Consider the following 20,033-nt stretch of genomic DNA (forward strand, 5'->3'; position numbering starts at 1 on the left):
AAGTCTAGCGACTAGCTTATTGCGCAGTGCTCTTGCACGACTGTGGCTAAAAATTGTGCGGTCTGTTCAGCTTGCTCGTGTGTAGCAGCTTCGACCATAACTCGGATTAACGGCTCGGTACCGCTCGGGCGAAGTAAAACTCTCCCCGTATCACCCAGTTGATTTTCAATTTCGGCGATTGCCTCTTGTAATGCTGGAGCGTTTGTTGCAGTACGATCCACATTCTTCACATTGATCAAAACTTGTGGTAATCGGGTGACAATTCCAGCCAATTCAGCAAGCGACTTACCTGAGTGCTTCATTTCAGCCATGATGTGTAATGCAGTAAGGAGACCGTCACCAGTGGTTGCGAAGTCGGCCAGAATAACGTGTCCACTTTGTTCACCACCAAGCGTCAGACCTCTTTCACGCATGGCATCTAGGACATAGCGATCGCCGACGGCAGAGGCAATAATGTCGATTTCTCGCTCACGCATTGCCAGGGTAAAACCAAGATTAGACATAACAGTGACAACGACTGTGTCACCAACTAACTCATCACGCTGCTTACGACCATTTGCAAGTATTGCAAGAATCTGATCGCCATCGACAAGTTCGCCGGCAGCATCAACGGCTAAGCATCGGTCGGCATCGCCATCGTGTGCTATTCCCAAATCGGCATTATGTGCAAGCACCGCTTTTTTCAGATCATCCATGTGGGTTGAGCCACAGTTTTCATTGATGTTGTAGCCAGTCGGCTCACTATGAATTGCAACTACCCGAGCACCAGCCCGGCGATAAATTTCAGGAGCAATAACCGAAGCTGCACCATTCGCGCAGTCAACCACAATGGTAAGTCCGGAAAGATCTGCCGTGATACTGCTCAGCACATGGTCAAGATATTTTTCAACTAAGTCATGGTTCGCTCTTATGCGACCAACAGCAGCACCAGTTGGTAGTTCGCCCGGATTATCTAGGTGCGAAGCAATGTCATCTTCGATGCTGTCTGCAAGTTTGTGGCCACCGCGGGCGAAAAACTTGATTCCGTTATCTGGCATAGCATTGTGGCTGGCTGATATCATCACGCCTAAATCGGCTCCGGTGACATCGGTTAAGTAAGCCACAGCTGGAGTCGGCACTACCCCAACATCTACTACATCAACTCCAGCACTAGCTAGGCCTGCGGATACCGCTGCTTGGAGAAATTCACCGCTAACTCGAGGGTCACGCCCAACGATGGCAAATAACCGTTCATTTGTAGTTGCTGAAAGCTTTGCTTGTTCGCCCAACACTTGAGCAGCACTTATGCCAAGTGAGGTAGCCAGAGATGCAGTTAATTCGCCGTTCGCAAGACCACGAACGCCATCGGTGCCGAAAAGGCGTGACGACATTGATTAACGCTTTGAGTACTGAGGCGCCTTGCGAGCTTTCTTAAGGCCGTACTTCTTGCGCTCTTTGACGCGAGCATCGCGTGTCAAGAAGCCAGCCTTCTTCAGGTCGCCACGGTTTCCTTCAACATCAATCTCGTTCAAGCACCGTGCAACGCCGAGCCGTAGAGCGCCAGCCTGACCCGAACTACCGCCACCATGTATGCGCGCGATGACATCGTAGGCACCATCGAAGTTCAAAGTCTTAAATGGCTCGTTTACTAACTGCTGATGAACCTTGTTCGGGAAATAATCTTCTAGAGTGCGACCATTAATAGTCCAGCGTCCAGTGCCAGGCACCAAGCGAACGCGAGCAATTGCTTCTTTGCGACGACCCGTTGCAAGACCATTCTTATCCGGAGCTTTGCGAGCTTCTTTCGGAGCTGGTGCTGATTCGGTTGTGTACTCCGAAATCGCTTCTAATGCTTCTTCGGTGTCTAGCACTTCAACTGTGTCCAGATCGCTTTGCGTCATGATTTCTCTTTCTACCTAATTCACTCAGCGCTTACTGCGCGACCTGTGTAATTTCGAAGGGCTTTGGATTTTGGGCGGCATGTGGGTGCGTTGGACCCGCGTAAACCTTTAGCTTTGAGATTTGTGCATTGCCAAGTTTGTTATGTGGCAACATTCCCTTCACTGCTTTTTCAATTGCCCGGCGTGGGTCGGTAGCAAGCAAATCAGCATAGTTAGTTGCGCGCAAGCCACCTGGGAAACCAGAGTGACGGTAATCCATCTTCTGGGAAAGTTTTGAACCTGAAAGTGAGACTTTTTCGGCATTGATAACTACTACGAAGTCACCGGTGTCAATATGTGATGAAAAGATGGTCTTGTGCTTTCCACGTAGCAAGTTGGCAACCTGAGATGCCAATCGACCGAGCACGATGTCTGTTGCATCAATGACATACCAGTCGCGAGTAATGTCGCCTGGCTTTGGGGTGTACGTACGCACTTGTTAGCCTTACTTTTGTTGTACTTGTTGTGCTCAACTGAGCTTTCGAACCCGCTTTGGTAAACGGGCGCGACTTCAAAGATTACCTGTAGTTATGGGCTTTGGTCAAAATGAGCCCGTAAAATCAAGGATTTTTAGACTTTTCTATTGGTTTAGCAGTTCCCAGTGCTCCACAATGGGCGCATTGGCGAAAAAAGGGCCGATTAGGGTGCGCCACTGCACAAAAAGATCTGACTCGCGAAAACCTACGGTGTGATCCTCGACCGTGTCCCACTTGAGAGTGAGTAGATAGACGTTGGGACGTTCGACACCACGGTGCACGGAAATACCTTTAAACCCTTTTGCCTTGGCCAGGACATTCTTAGCCTCGTCAAGTGCCATTTCAAAGTCAGATTCCTGGCCTGAGGCAATGTCAATCTGCGCTGTTTCAATAATCATTGTTTGATGCTACCCCGCTAATCATGATCCGTCCCAAACTGGGTCATCAGAACTGCGCACTGAATTATCCGAGCCAAAAATCAAAAATCGATCAAAAGATTTTGCAAACCAACGATCATGAGTTACCGCAAGCACCGTTCCCTCGAAAGCATCCAGAGCCGACTCCAGCGCTTGTGCCGATTCCAAATCCAAGTTATCGGTTGGTTCATCGAGCAACAAGAGTGTTGCACCCGAGAGCTCTAAGAGCAGGATTTGAAAACGAGCTTGCTGGCCGCCCGAAAGTTGATCGAAGAGCTGCTCAGATGCTTGCGCCAATCCATAACGATCTAGAGAACGAGCCGCGGCCTCCTGTTGCATCCCAGCACGATGTTCGTCGCCTCGATGCAGAATTTCGAGAAGGTGCCGACCGACAAGTTCGGGATGATGGTGAGTTTGGGCAAACCACCCTGGCCGCACTCGTGCTCCAAGTTTCGCTACGCCATTGTGATTTACCGGACTGATATCGAGATCACTCACTGGTAAATGCTCTAGCTCTGGCGAAGTGCCGCCGGCAGCTAACAGGCGTAAGAAGTGACTCTTACCCGAGCCATTAGCCCCTAGTACGCCAATGCGTTCACCGAACCAAATATCAGCATCAAATGGTTGAACTAAGCCGACAAGTTCTAGCCCGGTACATACAACAGCTCGTTTACCGGTGCGTCCGCCTTTAATCCGCATCTTTAATTTCTGCTCTATCGGGATTGCTTGTGGCGGACCTATTTCTTCAAACATACGTAGTCGCGTCCGAGCTGCCTGTAGGCGAGATGCCAGTCCATCATTGTATTTGGCCTTGATGGCATACATCTGAACCAAATCCTTTATTTTCTGATGCTCTTCATCCCAACGCCTACGCATTTCCTCAAGCCGAGAAAAGCGCTCGCGCCTTATTTCCTCATATGTGGCAAATCCAGCTCCATGTGTCCAAATCGAATTTCCGGCATTACCTAATTCAACGGTCACAATCTGTGTTGGCGCTTGCGTCAACAACTCCCGATCATGGCTAATTAATAGAACCGTTTTCTTAGTTGCTTTTAGCTCTTGCTCTAGCCACTGCTTGCCGGGCACATCGAGATAGTTATCTGGTTCATCGAGAAGTAGAACTTCATCGTTACCGCGCAAAAGTGCTTCAAGAACTAACCGCTTCTGTTCGCCGCCAGAGAGCGTACTGGCATCCCGATGTTGCGCAATTTCAAATGGTAGATGCAAGGAATTCATGGTGCAAACGTCCCAAAGCACTTCAAGATCGTAGCCGCCAACATCTGTCCAATCTGAAATTGCTTGTGCGTAAGCCATTTGATTTTTCTCAGTACTGTCAGCAGTCATCTCTTGAAGCGACTTTTCGATGCGTTTGGCCACTTCACGCACTGCTTTAGGGGCAACAGTCAGCAATAAATCTTTAACCGTTCCGTCAGTCATGTGACCAACGAATTGACGCATTACACCTAGTGATCCGGTGTGCGTGATTGAACCTTCTTGCACGGGAGTATCTCCCGCAATCATTCGCATCAATGTAGTTTTCCCAGAGCCGTTTGCACCGATAAGCGCGGTAACTGAACCTTCTCCCACTCGGAACGAGACATCAAGAAGCAGAATGCGACCGTTTGGCAGGGTATGGGTTAGATGTGCCACCTCAATATGGCCCATCTAAATCTCGCATTCTTAAAGTTTGAGTGATGCGGTGCGCGTACTTGGCCGGCTCTGGATAGTCAACTTTGTCTAGGGTCAGTCCAAGTGCAGGAGCAATAAACAGACCCGTTGACCTTTCTCTGCCTTCTAAATAGTCGACTAACCAATCCTTGGTTCGCTTACCTTCGCCTACAGCCAGAACCGCGCCGACAAGACCGCGCACCATAGAGTGGCAAAAAGCATCAGCGGTAACATCTGCCCGAATCAAGCCATCCTTTGTCCGCGACCAGTCAAATTGGTGCAACGTGCGAATCGTGGTGCTACCGTCGCGCTTTCGACAGAAGCTTGCAAAATCGTGTAGACCCAACAGCAGTTGACTTGCTTCATGCATCAAGTCAATATCCAAAGGTTGCCAGCAGCGATGGGCATGGAATCGCAAGAGTGGATTAGGCGCTCCTTGGTAAATCAGATAAATATAAGACCGAGAAGTGGCAGCGAAACGAGCATCAAAATCTGATGTAGTTTCTTGAATCTCTTGGAAGGCCACATCCTCGGGCAAGATTGAGTTGAATTTGTAGGCAAGATCAGCTGGTTCGTGTGGCATTGGAGCTGGAATGTCGAAATGGATAACTTGTCCGCGAGCATGCACCCCAGCATCGGTGCGACCTGCACATTGCACGGTCACTTTCGGCAGCCGAAGTACCTGAGCTATTGCCTGCTCAACCGTATCTTGAACTGTGCGCTGATCGGGTTGGCTACCCCAGCCGCGGAAATCTTTGCCGTCGTAAGCCAAAGTGGCTCGTAACCGAATGAGTCCCTCATCGGCAGATGCGACGAGGGACTCATTCATGAAAATTACTTAAATTATTTAGCTTTCGCTGTCTTTAGATTCTGTTTCAGTGCCGGTTGAGTCGGTGCTTGGGACGACTTCCTCAGTTGCAACTTCAGCCGCTGCTTCTTCTGCAGCTTCCTCGGTTACTTCCTCGGCGGTCTCAGCTTCGATTGCTTCAACTTCTTCAATGGCTGCTTCCGCTTCTGGAGTATCCACAACATCAGCGACTTCAGTTTCCACTGCATCAGTAGCTTCGGTCTCAACTACTTCTGATTCAACAGCTTCAGTTACAGCCGGTGCCTTGGCAGCAACTTTAGTTGCTGCAGTTGCTTCACGAACTACTGCTTCGGCCAGTGGCTCACAAAGTTCAATAACAGCCATAGGTGCGTTATCGCCTTTACGTGGTCCAATCTTTACGATGCGAGTGTAGCCACCTTGACGGTTTTCGAAACGTGGACCAATTTCGCTAAACAAGGTATGGACAACATCCTTATTACGAATAACTGTCAATACCCGACGACGAGCGTGCAGGTCACCTTTTTTTGCGAAAGTTACTAGACGCTCAGCAACTGGGCGTAGGCGGCGAGCCCTTGCCTCAGTTGTAGTGATGCGACCATGCTCAAATAATGCAGTTGCAAGATTTGCAAGGATCAGACGCTCATGTGAAGCGCTTCCGCCCATTCTCGCGCCTTTAGCTGGCCTTGGCATTTTTTTCTCCTGTCACTTAACCGAGTACGAGTGCTCTTAGAGCTGCTCGTCCTCAGCAAATCTCTGATCGTCATCGGCGATGTCTTCGCTGGCAACTGCTGGTGCAGCAGGCGCATCAGAGAAAACAACTTCGTCTTCGTATTCGTCCTCGTCATAAGCGCTTGCATACTGACTTGGGTCAAATCCGGGAGGGCTATCTTTGAGTGCAATTCCCATCGACGCCAACTTGTCTTTAACTTCGTCAATTGACTTTGCGCCAAAATTACGAATGTCCATTAAGTCAGCTTCGCTGCGGGTGATCAATTCACCAACAGTGTGGATGCCCTCACGCTTTAAGCAGTTGTATGAGCGAACGGTCAGGTCCAATGCTTCAACAGGCATACTCAGCTGGCCGGCATCAAACTGCTCAACAACCGATGGGCCGATTTCGATTCCTTCGGCATCAACATTTAGTTCACGGGCTAAGCCAAACAACTCAACCAACGTTGCCCCAGCTGAAGCAACAGCGTCGCGCGGGCTTATTGAACCTTTAGTCTCGACATCAAGAACTAGTGAATCAAAGTCGGTTCGCTGCTCAACACGAGTAGCCTCAACTTTGTACATCACCTTAAGTACTGGTGAGTAGATTGAATCAACCGGGATTCGGCCGATTTCTCCACCGCTTGCCTTGTTGTTGGCCGCTGACACGTAGCCACGACCTTGCTCAACAATGATCTGGATGTCAAGCTTGCCCTTGCCATTGAGGGTTGCAATGTATAAGTCTGGGTTGAAAATTTCTACGCCTGCTGGCGGCTGAATATCAGCTGCAGTTACCGCACCTGGTCCCTGCTTGCGCAAGTACAATTCAACCGGCTCATCGAACTGTGATGAAACTACAAGATTCTTGAGGTTCAAAATAAGTTCGGTGATATCTTCTTTGACACCTTCAACAGTTGTGAATTCGTGTAATACGCCTTCGACCTTGATGCTGGTGATTGCTGCGCCCGGGATAGACGAAAGCAGGGTACGGCGAAGCGAGTTACCCAAGGTGTAGCCAAACCCTGGCTCTAGCGGAGCAAGGGTGAAGCGTGAACGGGTTTCACTTATTTTTTCTTCAGTTAGTTCTGGGCGGACTGAGATCAGCACAGTTTCTTCCTTCCAGCGACAACCACTATTTGAAGTCGCAGTTTGTGTTTTTACTTGGAGTAAAGTTCGACGATTAGCTGTTCTTGTACCTGCGTGTCAATTACTTCACGAGCAGGCAATGAGTGAACCAAGATGCGCATGCCAGCTGGAATAACTTCCAACCAAGCAGGTACGGTACGGTCGCCAATTTCCGCATAAGCAACCTGGAATGGGGTTAGCTCGACGGAAGCTGGACGAAGCTGAATGACATCATTCGGGCTTACTCGATAAGACGGAATGTCAACCTTCTTGCCATTTACCAAGAAGTGGCCGTGGCGGACAACCTGACGAGCCATATCGCGGCTCTTTGCGAAGCCTGCGCGGTAAACGACATTGTCCAGACGCGATTCAAGGATGCGAAGCAGGTTTTCACCAGTCTTGCCGTGCTTGCGGCTAGCTTCTTCATAGTAGTTACGGAACTGCTTTTCCAGCACGCCGTAAATACGTGCAGCTTTCTGCTTCTCACGCATCTGTAATAAGTACTCTGATTCCTTTGCCCGGTTGCGGCCGTGCTGGCCCGGTGGGTAAGGACGTGACTCAATTGGGCACTTTGGTGATTCACACTTTGAACCCTTGAGGAATAATTTGGTCTTTTCGCGACGGCAACGCTTGCAGTCTGCTCCGGTATAACGAGCCATTAGTTTTTACTCTCCTACTATCGAATCGTCAGACGCGGCGGCGCTTTGGTGGGCGGCAACCGTTGTGCGGGACTGGGGTGGTGTCTTGGATAGTGCCAACTTCAAGGCCAGTTGCCTGAAGTGAACGAATGGCGGTCTCGCGGCCTGAGCCTGGACCTTTGACAAATACATCTACTTTGCGCATGCCATGTTCCATTGCACGCTTGGCAGCAGCTTCCGCTGCCATCTGAGCGGCGAATGGAGTGCTCTTACGGCTACCTTTGAAGCCAACCTGACCTGCAGATGACCAAGCGATAACCGCTCCAGTTGGATCGGTGATTGAAACGATTGTGTTGTTGAATGTGCTCTTAATGTAGGCCTGGCCCACGGCAACATTCTTTTTCTCTTTGCGGCGGATCTTCTTAGCGCCCGCTGCAGCAGCTTTCTTTGGAGGCATTGGTTCCTTTTCCTAGTTCTCGGGGAAGCAGGTCGACTACTTAGTCGCCTTCTTCTTTCCAGCCACGGTCTTCTTTGGACCTTTACGGGTACGGGCATTTGTGTGGGTGCGCTGTCCACGGACAGGCATGCCACGACGATGACGGATTCCTTGATAAGAACCAATCTCAACTTTGCGACGGATGTCAGCTTGAACTTCACGGCGAAGGTCACCTTCGATTTTGAAGTTTGCTTCGATGTATTCACGAAGTGGGACTAGCTGCTCGTCAGTTAAATCCTTGACGCGCAAATCTGGGCTGATGCCGGTAGCCGCGAGGATTTCATCCGCGCGAGTAGGGCCAATGCCATAAATGTAAGTAAGTGCGATCTCTAGACGCTTTTCGCGTGGTAAATCAACACCAACAAGGCGTGCCATCAGGCGTTACTCATTTCTTTTCATGTCAAAGGTTTGGCACGATTCACCGGTTCTTGCCGCCTGACAAGATCTCCAGCCTTTGATCACCTAGAGGTGCCGTCCACCACAGCACGCACGCGTACTCGATGGGATCGGGTGAATCGTCTGATGTATCTATTAACCCTGACGCTGCTTGTGGCGTGGGTTCTCACAAATAACCATGACGACACCATGACGACGAATGACTTTACACTTATCGCACATTGGCTTTACTGAGGGATTAACCTTCACTATTTCCGTCCTGCTTACTTGTACCGATACACAATTCGTCCACGAGTCAGATCGTATGGAGACAGTTCCACAATCACTTTGTCGTCTGGCAAAATCCGGATGTAGTGCATCCGCATCTTGCCTGAAATGTGTGCAAGAACTTTGTGACCATTTTCAAGTTCTACCCGAAACATAGCGTTCGGAAGTGACTCAATGATGGTGCCTTCGAGTTCGATGGCGCCGTCTTTTTTGGCCATAAAGGTTTTTGCACTCCTTGGACTTGGCTTCAGAATTTACTGAGAGCCAAAGCAAGACTTTACGGTAAAACCCTGCAAATTGGGAAATCGGGCAATAAAAATCAAGGAAAAATGCCGAAAATTGGCAGTTTTACCCGTCTTGAGCTAATTGTAAACTCTGCTGGGCAACCGCAATGAGTGCACGCAAAATCGCGGCAATGAACACGAAGTCAAGGATGATCTGGACACTCACTAGCAGTCTGGCAAAATCAGACTGCGCAACTATGTCGCCAAATCCAACTGTGCCAAAAGTTACTACGGTGAAGTAAAGAGCAGAGACATGTGTGAGCGGCTCATCAAATGCAGACGAATCAAAATGCGAAACCATTAGATAGGTGCCAGCAAATAAACAGATAAATTTCATCAGCACAACGACAAGGGCTTCTAGTGCCTTTAGCTGCGGAAGTGGCGCACTTCTGATTCTTCGAACTAAAAGCACAACAACTAGTGCAAGTAATCCAAGTCCGACAATTAGACGAAGCACGGCTTGATTACTTCTAACCATGCCGTCATACGGAATAGTAAAAAAAATCGCAATCGAAACTGCACTGAATGCAAAGACAACAAACACTGATTTAGTAATTTCACTACGCAGTTCTGGTTTAGACAGATCTGCAAGTTTTTTAGCCACCAGTGTCTCCTTGGTTAGTTCGAGCCTAGATTACCAAAGTCGCAATCTAAAAGCAGTCACCAATTACAGCAATTCTATTTCTTAATTAGCTGCAAAAATCTCGAACAATTAGGCGCGTGACATTGCCGGACTAGGAATTGAGTTTGCGGCGAAAAACTGACCGCCACCATCTAGAGCGGTAAGCACCCACGGTCCATCTTCGGTTATCGCAACAGTATGTTCCCAGTGACTAGCCCAAGAATGATCGTCAGTTACAACAGTCCAATCGTCATCAAGTGTGTGTACATGTCGTTCGCCAAGGGTAACCATTGGCTCAATTGCAATCGCCATCCCCGAAATTAACTCGGGGCCCTTTCCAGGCGGACCAAAGTTTGGTACGGACGGCTCCATATGCATTTTGCTACCAATTCCGTGGCCGACAAATTCTTCTAAAATTCCGTAGTCGCCCGCACTTCGAATCGTATTTTCGATGGCGTTACTGATGTCACTGAGTCGATTACCGACTATTGCTTTGGCTAGTCCTGACCAAAGCGCCGCCTTGGTTACTGCACTCAACCGAACTACATTGTCGGCACACGTTCCGATTTCAATGGAGATAGCAGCATCACCATGCCAGCCCTGCACAATTGCTCCGAAGTCAATCGAAAGAATGTCACCCTCTTGGAGTGCGCGGTCGTTGGGAATACCATGGACTACTTCATCGTTCACTGATGCACAAATCACTGCTGGGTAGCCGTAATAGCCAAGAAATGATGAGTCTGCTCCGGTGCGCTTGAGCTCTTCTCGGGCAATTCGATCTAAGTCATTTGTCGTCACACCTGGCTGAGCTTCTACTTTCAACCGGCTCAAGGTTTCCGCCACAACCAAACCTGCTTTGCGCATTAGGTCTATTTGCGCAGGCGACTTGATTTCAATTTTGTTTTTTCGACCGAGCATGGTCGTTACGCGCTTAGTACTGAACGGATTCGGCCGGAAACCTCAGAAACTGAACCCAGTCCATTTACCGAGACTAAAATCCCCCGCTTTGAGTAGAGATCAATTAGTGGTGCGGTTTGCTCCTCATAAACTTCAAGTCGTCGTCGAATTACCTCTTCGGTGTCATCAGTACGACCTTGTTGTAATGAGCGATTTAGGAGTCGGCCAACAACTTCTTCGGTGTCCGCGGTTAGCACTAGGACCTTATTCAAACCTGAGTCACCGAGCATCTGGTCTAGTTCAGCAACTTGGGCCACAGTTCGTGGGTACCCATCAAGTAAAAATCCATTTGCGATGTCATCGCCTGAAAGTCGATCGCGCACCATGTCATTTGTTACTGAATCTGGAACATATTCGCCAGCATCCATATACTTCTTTGCCTCAAGTCCCAGTGGAGTTCCTTGTGACAAGTTCGCCCGGAATAAATCGCCTGTTGAGATGTGGGCAATATTAAATTCTTTAGCGATAACGGCCGCTTGCGTACCTTTTCCTGCTCCGGGCGGGCCCATAATGAGCAAACGCATTACTTCAAGAAACCTTCATAATTGCGTTGCTGCAACTGGCTCTCAATTTGCTTGACGGTATCAAGGCCGACACCGACCATAATTAGCAAGCTGGTGCCACCAAAGATGAACCTCTGGCCAACGCCAAGTAAGTCAAAGGCGATGTATGGAATCGTTGCAATCAAAGCAAGGTAAAGCGCGCCTGGCAGGGTAATTCGATTCAGGACATAGGCAAGGTAATCCGAAGTTGGCTTGCCGGCACGAATTCCTGGAATGAATCCCCCGTACTTTTTCATGTCATCTGAAACATCGTCTGGGTTAAATGTAATCGAGACATAGAAGTAGGCAAAGAAAACAATCAATAGGAAGTTAGCAACTAAGTAAGCCTGACGTCCTGGTGCAAAGTATGTGAGAATCCACTGTGCCCAACCTGCTTGCGAGCCAGAGAGTTGAACAACTAAATCAGGCAGGTAAAGCAGTGACGAGGAGAAAATCACTGGAATTACCCCAGCCATATTTACCTTAATTGGCAAATAGGTTGCTGTGCCGCCGTACGAGCGACGACCAATCTGACGCTTTGCATACTGAACTGGTATCCGTCGTTGGGCTTGTTCAACGAAAACCACAGCAGCTATGGTCGCAAATCCAATAAGTAAAGTCACAACAAACTTAAAGGCGCCATCGATCTTGAAGATGTTCATTAGCTGACCGGGGAAAGTAGCAATGATCGATGTAAAAATCAAGATTGACATACCGTTACCGACGCCACGGTCAGTAATCAATTCACCAAGCCACATAATTAATGCGGTACCGGCCGTCATGACCACAACCATGGTTAGCAAAATCTGGATCGTCTGATTTGGGACTAACTGTTCATCACAGCCCGAGAACAATCGACCTTTCGTTCGCGCCAAGGTGATTATTGTTGTTGACTGCAGAATTGCCAAACCGATCGTTAGGTAGCGTGTGTACTGCGTAATTTTTGCCTGTCCTGACTGTCCTTCTTTTTTCAGAGTTTCCAATCGGGGAATGACCACAGTAAGTAGCTGAATGATGATACTTGAGGTGATGTAAGGCATGATGCCCAGAGCAAAAACAGACAACTGCAAAAGTGCGCCACCGCTGAACAGATTGATTAATCCGTAAATCGTGTTGTCCTGTACCTTCGCCAAACAGGTTTGAATTGCAGTGTAACTAACACCAGGAGTTGGGACCACGGAACCAGTGCGGAATAACGCAATGATGCCTAGGGTAAAGAGCAACTTCTTACGTAGGTCCGGTGTTCTAAACGCCGCAGCGAATGCGCTGAGCATTGGTGCCTCCCAGTGTTTGAGTTATGACAATTAAATCGTAGTAGCAGAGCCGCCAGCAGCAACGATCTTGTTCTTTGCTGACTCTGAAAATGCATTAGCAGTTACGTTAACCGCGACAGTGATGTCTCCTTGGCCAAGCACCTTGACCAACTCACCCTTGCGAACTGCGCCTGCCTTGACCAAGTCAAGGATTGTCACATCTCCACCCTGAGGGAACAGGGCATTGAGCTGAGCAACATTAACTACCTGGAATTCAACCCGAAATGGATTCTTGAAACCCTTTAACTTCGGGGTGCGCATGTGAAGTGGCATCTGGCCACCTTCAAAACGCTCTGGCACTTGATAGCGAGCCTTTGTACCTTTGGTACCGCGACCTGCTGTTTTACCTTTGCTACCTTCACCACGACCAACACGAGTCTTAGCAGTCTTGCTACCTGGAGCCGGACGTAGATGATGAACCTTGAGAGTCATTATTTGACCTCCTCGACAGTGACCAGATGACGGACCGCATTGACCATGCCAAGGATTTCTGGACGAGCATCCTTGACAACTGAATCACCAATACGCTTTAGACCTAGTGAGCGAAGGGAATCGCGCTGATTCTGCTTACCACCAATTTCAGACTTAATCTGAGTTACTTTGATCTGTGCAGCCATTACGCACCAACCTTTTCAGCATTTGCTCGAAGTAGTGCTGCTGGAGCAACATCTTCAACTGGCAATCCACGTCGGGCAGCAACCTGCTCTGGGCGTTCAAGTAACTGAAGCGCCGCGACAGTTGCGTGCACAATGTTGATTGCATTGTCTGAGCCAAGTGACTTACTCAAAACATCATGGATGCCGGCGCATTCAAGTACCGCACGCACTGGTCCACCAGCAATCACACCCGTACCAGGAGCAGCTGGTCGCAGCATGACAACACCTGCTGCAGCTTCGCCCTGTACTGGATGTGGAATTGTGCTTTGGATACGCGGAACATCAAAGAAGTTCTTCTTTGCTTCTTCTACACCTTTAGCAATGGCAGCAGGTACCTCTTTTGCCTTACCGTACCCAACACCAACTTTTCCATTGCCATCACCAACGATGACTAGGGCAGTAAAGCTAAAGCGACGACCGCCCTTGACTACTTTGGACACACGGTTGATGGTTACAACACGCTCAATAAATGGACTCTTTTCCGCAGGGGCTGCCCCACGGCGATCGCCATCACGACGGTCACGACGGTCGTTTTCCCGACCTTCGCCACGCTGATTTCCGGCCATAACTCGTTTCCCTCTTCCTAGAACTCTAGGCCGCCCTCGCGGGCGCCATCTGCTAGGGCCGCAACGCGACCGTGATACTTGTGTCCACCGCGGTCAAAAACCACGGTATCGATGCCGGCAGCTTTCGCGCGGGTGGCAACTAGTTTGCCCACCTCGCGAGCCTTGTCAGCTTTTGCGGCAGAAGCTACTCGCAAATCCTTTTCCATGGTGGAAGCGCAAGCTAAAGTTTGACCAATTGAATCATCAACGACCTGCACGAAAACGTGGCGAGCAGAGCGGGTGATGACCAAGCGTGGCCTCGCTGCAGTGCCATTCACTTTCTTGCGAACACGAGAATGACGACGTTTGCGGGCAACAGCTTTCTTATTGCCTGAACCTAATTTGGCGACGACAGACATTACTTCTTACCTGCCTTTCCAGCCTTGCGGCGAATAACTTCGCCTTGATAACGAATACCTTTTGCTTTGTATGGATCGGGCTTGCGAAGTTTGCGAATGTTTGCTGAAACTTCGCCAACTAGCTGCTTATCGATGCCGGATACATGAAAACGTGTTGGAGTCTCAACGCTAAAGCTGATGCCATTTGGCGCATCTACTTTCACTGGATGGCTGAAACCAAGGGCGAATTCAAGCGAACTGCCGGCTAGTGCAACACGGTAACCAGTGCCTGAGATTTCCAATGTCTTGGTGTAACCATCGGTGACACCAACAATCATGTTTGAAATCAGGGTGCGTGTGAGGCCATGGAGAGCACGACTATCGCGCTCGTCATTAGGACGCTCGACAACAATTTGTCCTTCTTCAGTGCGCTTAACTTCAATGGGCTCAGCAACGATGTGTGATAGGGCACCTTTTGGACCCTTAACTGAAACCTGCGAACCGTCAATGGTGATTTCAACACCATTTGGCACGGTAATTGGTAAACGGCCGATACGTGACATCTCAGATCCGCCTTACCAGACGTAGGCGAGGACTTCCCCACCTACACCTTTCGATTCGCACTGACGATCAGTTAATAGGCCACTTGAAGTAGAGATGATTGCCACACCAAGTCCGCCAAGTACGCGAGGTAATGCAGTGCTCTTTGCATAAACCCGCAGACCAGGTTTTGACACACGACGAACACCAGCGATTGATTTTTCGCGGTTTGGTCCATACTTGAGTGCAATGTTCAGACTCTTGCCGACTAATTCATCAGCAACACTGAAATCAGCAATGTAACCTTCACGCTTCAAGATCTCAGCAATATGCTCTTTAATCTTGGAGTGCGGCATAGATACCGACTCTTTGTGAGCCGAGTTAGCATTGCGCACACGCGTTAGCATGTCCGCAATCGGATCGGTCATTGTCATTGGCTTTTCGCCCTTCTCACCGCGGTATCCGCTCGGGACCTACGGTGTGTTGTTGTTTACCAGGAACTCTTTGTAATGCCGGGAAGTTCACCACGATGTGCCATTTCACGGAAGCACACGCGGCAAAGGCCGAATTTGCGATATACAGCATGTGGACGTCCACAACGCTGGCATCGGGTGTAACCACGCACTTTGAATTTCGGAGTGCGTTCTGCTTGATTGCGTAGACCAGTTTTTGCCATGGCTTATGCCTCCTTAAATGGGAAGCCCAGTTGCTTTAGCAACGCCCGGCCTTCGTCATCGTTAGCAGCTGAAGTAACTAGCGTGATATCCATACCGCGCTGACGATCAACTGAATCCTGATTGATTTCGTGAAACATAACTTGCTCAGTCAAACCGAAAGTGTAGTTTCCACGGCCATCAAACTGCTTTGCTGACAGACCACGGAAGTCCCTGATTCGAGGCAATGCAAGAGTTAACAAACGATCTAGGAACTCCCACATACGATCGCCGCGAAGCGTTACATGGGCGCCGATTGGCATACCTTCACGAAGTTTGAACTGGGCAATCGAGAGGCGAGCCTTAGTTACCTGTGGCTTCTGGCCAGTGATTGCAGTTAAGTCGCGAATTGCACCTTCGATTAATTTTGAGTCACGAGCAGCTTCGCCAACTCCCATGTTGACAACGATCTTTGTAAGACCAGGAACCTGCATAGGGTTTGAGAAGTTGAACTCTGCTTGAAGCGCAGGAACAATCTCGGAACGATAACGCGCCTTAAGACGTGGAATCTCAGTTGTTGATGTCGACATTAGATGTCCTTTCCAGTGCGACGAGCAACGCGAACGCCACGAGAACCTTCGTAAGTTGTTCCATCAGCGCGAGTCTTGGTTACCTCGTCGCGGCGCGCACCGACACGAGTGGGTTTGCCATCAACGATTAGCTGCACATTTGAAACATGAATTGGAGCTTCAACAGTTTCGATGCCACCAACAACCGCGCCACGAGCAGTGGTTGTTTGACGGACGTGACGCTTAATGCGGTTTACGCCCTCAACAATTACCTTGTTAGCTTCTGCATCTACTGAAAGAACAGTGCCGCGAACGCCTTTGTCCTTGCCTGCAATTACTAGAACTTCATCACCAGATTTGATTTTCATTACAAAACCTCCGGTGCTAGAGAAATAATCTTCATGAATTTCTTATCGCGAAGCTCACGACCAACTGGGCCGAAGATACGGGTGCCGCGTGGTTCACCGTCGGCCTTCAAAATCACGGCTGCGTTTTCGTCAAACTTGATGTAAGAACCATCTGGACGACGACGTTCTTTGGTTGTGCGAACGACAACTGCCTTAACGACGTCACCTTTCTTTACGTTGCCGCCAGGAATTGCATCCTTAACGGTGGCAACAACAATGTCACCAATTCCGGCGTAGCGACGCGCTGAACCACCTAACACGCGGATAACCAAGATTTCCTTGGCTCCCGTGTTGTCGGCAACGCGAAGTCGCGACTCTTGCTGAATCACTTTTCTCCCCTACCCTTACTTGGCCTTCTCGAGAATCTCGACCATGCGCCAACGCTTAGTTGCACTTAGTGGACGAGTTTCCATTAACAAAACGCGATCGCCGATTCCAGCACTGTTGGTTTCGTCGTGCGCCTTCAACTTGCTAGTGCGACGAACAACTTTGCCGTACAGCGGATGCTTGAACCGGTCTTCAACAGCTACCACGATGGTTTTGTCCATCTTGTCGCTGATAACTAGACCTTCGCGGACCTTGCGGTCGCCACGCTCTACTGATTCGCTCATGCGCTTACCTCACTGCTTTCAACTGGAGTGATGCCGAGTTCGCGTTCACGCATAACGGTGTACACGCGAGCGATGTCCTTGCGAACAACTCGCAACCGACCATGACTCTCAAGCTGACCAGTAGCAGCCTGGAATCGAAGATTGAATAACTCTTCTTTGGCTTCGCGCAACTTCGAAATCAATTCGTCGTTGGCAAGTCCACGCAAGTCATTTGTTGATGTGGTAGCCATTAGATTTCCTCTCGGGCCACAATGCGGCACTTCATCGGCAATTTGTGCATTGCACGAGTCAGCGCTTCGCGAGCGACTTTTTCGTTAGGGAACGCGATTTCGAACATCACGCGACCTGGCTTAACGTTGGCGACCCACCATTCAGGTGAACCCTTACCAGAACCCATTCGAGTTTCAGCTGGCTTTTTGGTTAGTGGGCGATCTGGATAAATGTTGATCCAAACTTTTCCACCACGGCGAATGTGACGGGTCATGGCAATACGAGCAGACTCAATTTGACGGTTGGTTACGTATGCAGGCTCTAGTGCTTGCAAACCCCATTGACCGAAAGTGACAGCATTGCCGCCCTTGGATGCGCCTGAGCGATCAGGGTGATGCTGCTTACGGTGCTTAACGCGACGTGGAATTAACACGATTATGCCCCTTCCGTTACAGCAGCTGCTACTGGTTCTGCAGCAGGTGCGGAGGTCTCTGTGCGTGGTGCGCGCGCAGTGCGAGGAGTCTTGCCAGCTCGAGCAGCAGCCGCAGCTTGCTCGCGTTCGGCACGCGAGCCAAGGGCATCGCCCTTGTAAATCCAAACCTTGACGCCAATTCGACCGAATGTGGTACGTGCTTCGTAGAATCCGTAATCAATATCAGCGCGAAGTGTGTGCAATGGAACACGACCTTCACGGTAGAACTCGCGACGACTCATTTCAGCGCCGCCAAGACGACCGGAAACTTGAATACGAATGCCTTTAGCGCCGGACTTGAGAGCACTTTGCATACCCTTTTTCATGGCACGGCGGAATGAAACACGACTTGAGAGCTGTTCGGCCACTCCCTGAGCAACAAGTTGAGCATCTACCTCAGGATTCTTGACTTCTAGAACGTTTAGCTGAACCTGTTTGCCAGTTAGTTTTTCCAAACGGCCACGAAGTACATCGGCTGCTTCACCACGGCGACCGATAACAATTCCTGGACGAGCAGTGTGAATGTCAACGCGAACACGATCACGGGTGCGCTCGATTTCGACTCGGGCAATACCTGCACGCTCCATACCCTGTGACATAAGTTCGCGAATCTTTACATCCTCTGCGACATAATCGCGGTAGCGCTCGCCCTTCTTTTGTGAATCTGCAAACCACTTTGAGCGGTAATCGGTTGTGATGCCTAGGCGGAAACCATAGGGGTTAATTTTTTGACCCACGATTAACCCTTCTTTCCGGAGTTAGTTTCAACTGATTCGACAACGACAGTGATGTGACTTGTGCGCTTCATAATTGCTCCAGCACGACCCTGAGCGCGAGGACGGAAACGCTTCATGGTTGGGCCTTCATCGACATATGCTTCAGCGATCACCAAGGTGCGGGGATCTAAGTTGAAGTTGTTTGTGGCGTTGGCAACAGCACTATCTAGTACTTTGCCAATCGGCTCGCTTGCAGTTTGCGGCGCGAAACGTAACAATGTCTGTGCCTCAGTGGCCGACATGCCGCGAATCAGGTTAATGACACGTCGCGCCTTTTGCGGCGTAACGCGTACGAACCGTGCCGATGCACGCGCCGAGTTAATTGCGGCGGCTTCCATCAGTGTCCCCTTGCTCTCTCTACTTCAAAAACTTCTCTAGGCAACCAGTGCGAATGCACTACTTGCGCTTTGCCTTACGATCGTCCTTCACGTGACCTTTAAAGGTACGAGTTGGTGCGAATTCACCAAGTTTGTGACCGACCATGTCTTCGGTAACAAAAACTGGAACGTGCTTGCGACCATCATGCACAGCCAAGGTATGACCGAGCATTGCAGGCGAGATAACCGAGCGACGTGACCAAGTCTTGATTACATTCTTGGTTCCCTTAGCGTTCTGATCATCAACCTTCTTTTGTAGGTGACCATCAATGAACGGACCTTTTTTCAAACTACGTGGCACTGCAACAACTCCTAGCGCTTCTTGCCGGTCTTGCGACGACGAACGATCATCTTGTCACTGGCCTTGTTGGCCGCGCGGGTGCGACCTTCTGGCTTACCAGCTGGGTTAACTGGGTGACGTCCACCAGAAGTCTTGCCTTCACCACCACCATGTGGGTGATCTACTGGGTTCATGGCGACACCACGAACGGTTGGGCGCTTGCCCTTCCAACGCATACGGCCAGCCTTACCCCAGTTGATGTTGCTCTGCTCGGCGTTGCCAACTTCACCAACGGTTGCTCGGCAACGAGCGTCAACGTTACGGATTTCACCTGATGGCATTCGTAACTGTGCGTAAGGTCCATCTTTTGCTACCAACTGGACGCTGGTGCCTGCGCTTCGAGCAATCTTTGCTCCACCACCTGGGCGAAGTTCAATTGCGTGCACAACGGTACCTACTGGAATGTTGCGAAGAGGCAAGTTGTTACCTGGCTTGATATCAGCAGCTGGACCGGTTTCAACGCGATCGCCTTGCTTTAACTTATTTGGGGCAATGATGTAACGCTTTTCCCCGTCTGCGTAATGCAACAAGGCAATGCGAGCCGTGCGGTTTGGGTCGTACTCAATGTGTGCAACTTTTGCCGGTACACCATCTTTGTCGGCACGACGGAAGTCGATAACGCGGTAGGCACGCTTGTGGCCGCCACCTTGATGGCGAGCAGTTACGCGACCTGAACTGTTACGACCACCTTTGCTGTGCAACGGGCGTACGAGTGACTTCTCCGGTGTTGACCGGGTGATCTCGACGAAGTCGGCAACACTTGAGCCACGACGGCCCGGTGTAGTCGGCTTGTACTTACGGATTCCCATGAATTTGTCCCTAT

34 protein-coding genes are annotated in these 20,033 nt (G+C 49.9%); all 34 read right to left on the minus strand.

Annotation, left to right across the window (positions count from 1 at the left end; genetic code table 11):
• Window positions 1–11: 11 nt before the first annotated feature.
• A complete protein-coding gene (locus EBS36_00915; protein ID NBU31719.1) occupies window positions 12–1,370 on the minus strand; it encodes a phosphoglucosamine mutase in 1,359 nt (452 codons plus the stop codon).
• A 3-nt stretch (window positions 1,371–1,373) separates the two neighbouring features.
• On the minus strand, window positions 1,374–1,880 hold the full coding sequence (locus tag EBS36_00920; GenBank protein NBU31720.1) for a 30S ribosomal protein S9: 507 nt from the start codon (window positions 1,878–1,880) through the stop codon (window positions 1,374–1,376).
• Between the two features lie 31 nt (window positions 1,881–1,911).
• The gene (locus EBS36_00925; GenBank protein NBU31721.1) at window positions 1,912–2,355 is read right to left on the minus strand and encodes a 50S ribosomal protein L13; all 444 of its coding nucleotides are present in this window, start codon (window positions 2,353–2,355) and stop codon (window positions 1,912–1,914) included.
• Window positions 2,356–2,499: 144 nt separating this feature from the next.
• Complete coding sequence (locus EBS36_00930; protein NBU31722.1) at window positions 2,500–2,793, minus strand: antibiotic biosynthesis monooxygenase; 294 nt, start codon at window positions 2,791–2,793, stop codon at window positions 2,500–2,502.
• Window positions 2,794–2,814: 21 nt separating this feature from the next.
• A complete protein-coding gene (locus EBS36_00935; protein ID NBU31723.1) occupies window positions 2,815–4,476 on the minus strand; it encodes an ABC transporter ATP-binding protein in 1,662 nt (553 codons plus the stop codon).
• A complete protein-coding gene (truA, locus tag EBS36_00940) occupies window positions 4,463–5,308 on the minus strand; it encodes a tRNA pseudouridine(38-40) synthase TruA (GenBank protein ID NBU31724.1) in 846 nt (281 codons plus the stop codon). Before truA ends, EBS36_00935 begins: the two co-directional genes overlap by 14 nt.
• 18 nt (window positions 5,309–5,326) lie before the next feature.
• Window positions 5,327–5,998, minus strand: coding sequence for a 50S ribosomal protein L17 (locus EBS36_00945; GenBank protein NBU31725.1), 672 nt, complete (start codon window positions 5,996–5,998; stop codon window positions 5,327–5,329).
• 36 nt (window positions 5,999–6,034) lie between these two features.
• Complete coding sequence (locus EBS36_00950) at window positions 6,035–7,123, minus strand: DNA-directed RNA polymerase subunit alpha (GenBank protein NBU31726.1); 1,089 nt, start codon at window positions 7,121–7,123, stop codon at window positions 6,035–6,037.
• A 50-nt stretch (window positions 7,124–7,173) separates the two neighbouring features.
• Entirely contained in the window at window positions 7,174–7,800 is a 627-nt protein-coding gene (locus tag EBS36_00955; protein ID NBU31727.1) for a 30S ribosomal protein S4, read from the minus strand.
• Window positions 7,801–7,828: 28 nt separating this feature from the next.
• On the minus strand, window positions 7,829–8,236 hold the full coding sequence (locus EBS36_00960) for a 30S ribosomal protein S11 (protein NBU31728.1): 408 nt from the start codon (window positions 8,234–8,236) through the stop codon (window positions 7,829–7,831).
• 36 nt (window positions 8,237–8,272) lie between these two features.
• Window positions 8,273–8,650, minus strand: coding sequence for a 30S ribosomal protein S13 (locus tag EBS36_00965; protein ID NBU31729.1), 378 nt, complete (start codon window positions 8,648–8,650; stop codon window positions 8,273–8,275).
• 156 nt (window positions 8,651–8,806) lie between these two features.
• Window positions 8,807–8,920, minus strand: coding sequence for a 50S ribosomal protein L36 (locus tag EBS36_00970; protein ID NBU31730.1), 114 nt, complete (start codon window positions 8,918–8,920; stop codon window positions 8,807–8,809).
• Window positions 8,921–8,934: 14 nt separating this feature from the next.
• Window positions 8,935–9,156, minus strand: coding sequence for a translation initiation factor IF-1 (locus EBS36_00975; protein ID NBU31731.1), 222 nt, complete (start codon window positions 9,154–9,156; stop codon window positions 8,935–8,937).
• A 130-nt stretch (window positions 9,157–9,286) separates the two neighbouring features.
• On the minus strand, window positions 9,287–9,826 hold the full coding sequence (locus EBS36_00980) for a two pore domain potassium channel family protein (GenBank protein ID NBU31732.1): 540 nt from the start codon (window positions 9,824–9,826) through the stop codon (window positions 9,287–9,289).
• 108 nt (window positions 9,827–9,934) lie between these two features.
• A complete protein-coding gene (gene map / locus EBS36_00985) occupies window positions 9,935–10,762 on the minus strand; it encodes a type I methionyl aminopeptidase (GenBank protein ID NBU31733.1) in 828 nt (275 codons plus the stop codon).
• Between the two features lie 5 nt (window positions 10,763–10,767).
• The gene (locus EBS36_00990; protein ID NBU31734.1) at window positions 10,768–11,325 is read right to left on the minus strand and encodes an adenylate kinase; all 558 of its coding nucleotides are present in this window, start codon (window positions 11,323–11,325) and stop codon (window positions 10,768–10,770) included.
• Window positions 11,325–12,617 carry a preprotein translocase subunit SecY gene (secY, locus tag EBS36_00995; protein ID NBU31735.1) on the minus strand — a complete coding sequence of 431 codons (1,293 nt, stop codon included), beginning with the start codon at window positions 12,615–12,617 and terminating at the stop codon, window positions 11,325–11,327. Before secY ends, EBS36_00990 begins: the two co-directional genes overlap by 1 nt.
• 30 nt (window positions 12,618–12,647) lie before the next feature.
• Window positions 12,648–13,088: a 50S ribosomal protein L15 gene (locus tag EBS36_01000; protein NBU31736.1), complete on the minus strand. Its 441-nt coding sequence runs from the start codon at window positions 13,086–13,088 to the stop codon at window positions 12,648–12,650.
• Window positions 13,088–13,273 carry a 50S ribosomal protein L30 gene (locus EBS36_01005; protein NBU31737.1) on the minus strand — a complete coding sequence of 62 codons (186 nt, stop codon included), beginning with the start codon at window positions 13,271–13,273 and terminating at the stop codon, window positions 13,088–13,090. The genes EBS36_01000 and EBS36_01005 overlap by 1 nt, the downstream gene beginning before the upstream one ends.
• Complete coding sequence (locus EBS36_01010; protein NBU31738.1) at window positions 13,273–13,878, minus strand: 30S ribosomal protein S5; 606 nt, start codon at window positions 13,876–13,878, stop codon at window positions 13,273–13,275. Before EBS36_01010 ends, EBS36_01005 begins: the two co-directional genes overlap by 1 nt.
• Window positions 13,879–13,895: 17 nt before the next feature.
• Complete coding sequence (locus tag EBS36_01015) at window positions 13,896–14,276, minus strand: 50S ribosomal protein L18 (GenBank protein NBU31739.1); 381 nt, start codon at window positions 14,274–14,276, stop codon at window positions 13,896–13,898.
• Window positions 14,276–14,818, minus strand: coding sequence for a 50S ribosomal protein L6 (locus tag EBS36_01020; GenBank protein NBU31740.1), 543 nt, complete (start codon window positions 14,816–14,818; stop codon window positions 14,276–14,278). The genes EBS36_01015 and EBS36_01020 overlap by 1 nt, the downstream gene beginning before the upstream one ends.
• Window positions 14,819–14,830: 12 nt before the next feature.
• Complete coding sequence (locus tag EBS36_01025) at window positions 14,831–15,229, minus strand: 30S ribosomal protein S8 (protein ID NBU31741.1); 399 nt, start codon at window positions 15,227–15,229, stop codon at window positions 14,831–14,833.
• Window positions 15,230–15,285: 56 nt separating this feature from the next.
• A complete protein-coding gene (locus EBS36_01030) occupies window positions 15,286–15,471 on the minus strand; it encodes a type Z 30S ribosomal protein S14 (GenBank protein ID NBU31742.1) in 186 nt (61 codons plus the stop codon).
• A gap of 3 nt (window positions 15,472–15,474) precedes the next feature.
• Window positions 15,475–16,038: a 50S ribosomal protein L5 gene (locus EBS36_01035; GenBank protein ID NBU31743.1), complete on the minus strand. Its 564-nt coding sequence runs from the start codon at window positions 16,036–16,038 to the stop codon at window positions 15,475–15,477.
• A complete protein-coding gene (locus EBS36_01040; GenBank protein NBU31744.1) occupies window positions 16,038–16,385 on the minus strand; it encodes a 50S ribosomal protein L24 in 348 nt (115 codons plus the stop codon). The genes EBS36_01035 and EBS36_01040 overlap by 1 nt, the downstream gene beginning before the upstream one ends.
• Window positions 16,385–16,753, minus strand: a complete 369-nt coding sequence (locus tag EBS36_01045; GenBank protein NBU31745.1) for a 50S ribosomal protein L14 — start codon at window positions 16,751–16,753, stop codon at window positions 16,385–16,387. The genes EBS36_01040 and EBS36_01045 overlap by 1 nt, the downstream gene beginning before the upstream one ends.
• Window positions 16,754–16,768: 15 nt before the next feature.
• Window positions 16,769–17,035: a 30S ribosomal protein S17 gene (locus tag EBS36_01050; protein NBU31746.1), complete on the minus strand. Its 267-nt coding sequence runs from the start codon at window positions 17,033–17,035 to the stop codon at window positions 16,769–16,771.
• A complete protein-coding gene (locus EBS36_01055) occupies window positions 17,032–17,265 on the minus strand; it encodes a 50S ribosomal protein L29 (GenBank protein NBU31747.1) in 234 nt (77 codons plus the stop codon). The genes EBS36_01050 and EBS36_01055 overlap by 4 nt, the downstream gene beginning before the upstream one ends.
• Window positions 17,265–17,678 carry a 50S ribosomal protein L16 gene (locus EBS36_01060; GenBank protein ID NBU31748.1) on the minus strand — a complete coding sequence of 138 codons (414 nt, stop codon included), beginning with the start codon at window positions 17,676–17,678 and terminating at the stop codon, window positions 17,265–17,267. The genes EBS36_01055 and EBS36_01060 overlap by 1 nt, the downstream gene beginning before the upstream one ends.
• 2 nt (window positions 17,679–17,680) lie before the next feature.
• Window positions 17,681–18,454, minus strand: coding sequence for a 30S ribosomal protein S3 (locus EBS36_01065; protein NBU31749.1), 774 nt, complete (start codon window positions 18,452–18,454; stop codon window positions 17,681–17,683).
• A 2-nt stretch (window positions 18,455–18,456) separates the two neighbouring features.
• The gene (locus EBS36_01070) at window positions 18,457–18,831 is read right to left on the minus strand and encodes a 50S ribosomal protein L22 (protein NBU31750.1); all 375 of its coding nucleotides are present in this window, start codon (window positions 18,829–18,831) and stop codon (window positions 18,457–18,459) included.
• A 58-nt stretch (window positions 18,832–18,889) separates the two neighbouring features.
• Window positions 18,890–19,171: a 30S ribosomal protein S19 gene (locus tag EBS36_01075; protein NBU31751.1), complete on the minus strand. Its 282-nt coding sequence runs from the start codon at window positions 19,169–19,171 to the stop codon at window positions 18,890–18,892.
• A gap of 11 nt (window positions 19,172–19,182) precedes the next feature.
• The gene (locus tag EBS36_01080) at window positions 19,183–20,019 is read right to left on the minus strand and encodes a 50S ribosomal protein L2 (protein ID NBU31752.1); all 837 of its coding nucleotides are present in this window, start codon (window positions 20,017–20,019) and stop codon (window positions 19,183–19,185) included.
• Window positions 20,020–20,033 lie beyond the last annotated feature (14 nt).

It is taken from the genome of Actinomycetota bacterium (assembly GCA_009923495.1).
Classification (GTDB): Bacteria; Actinomycetota; Actinomycetes; order S36-B12; family UBA5976; genus UBA5976.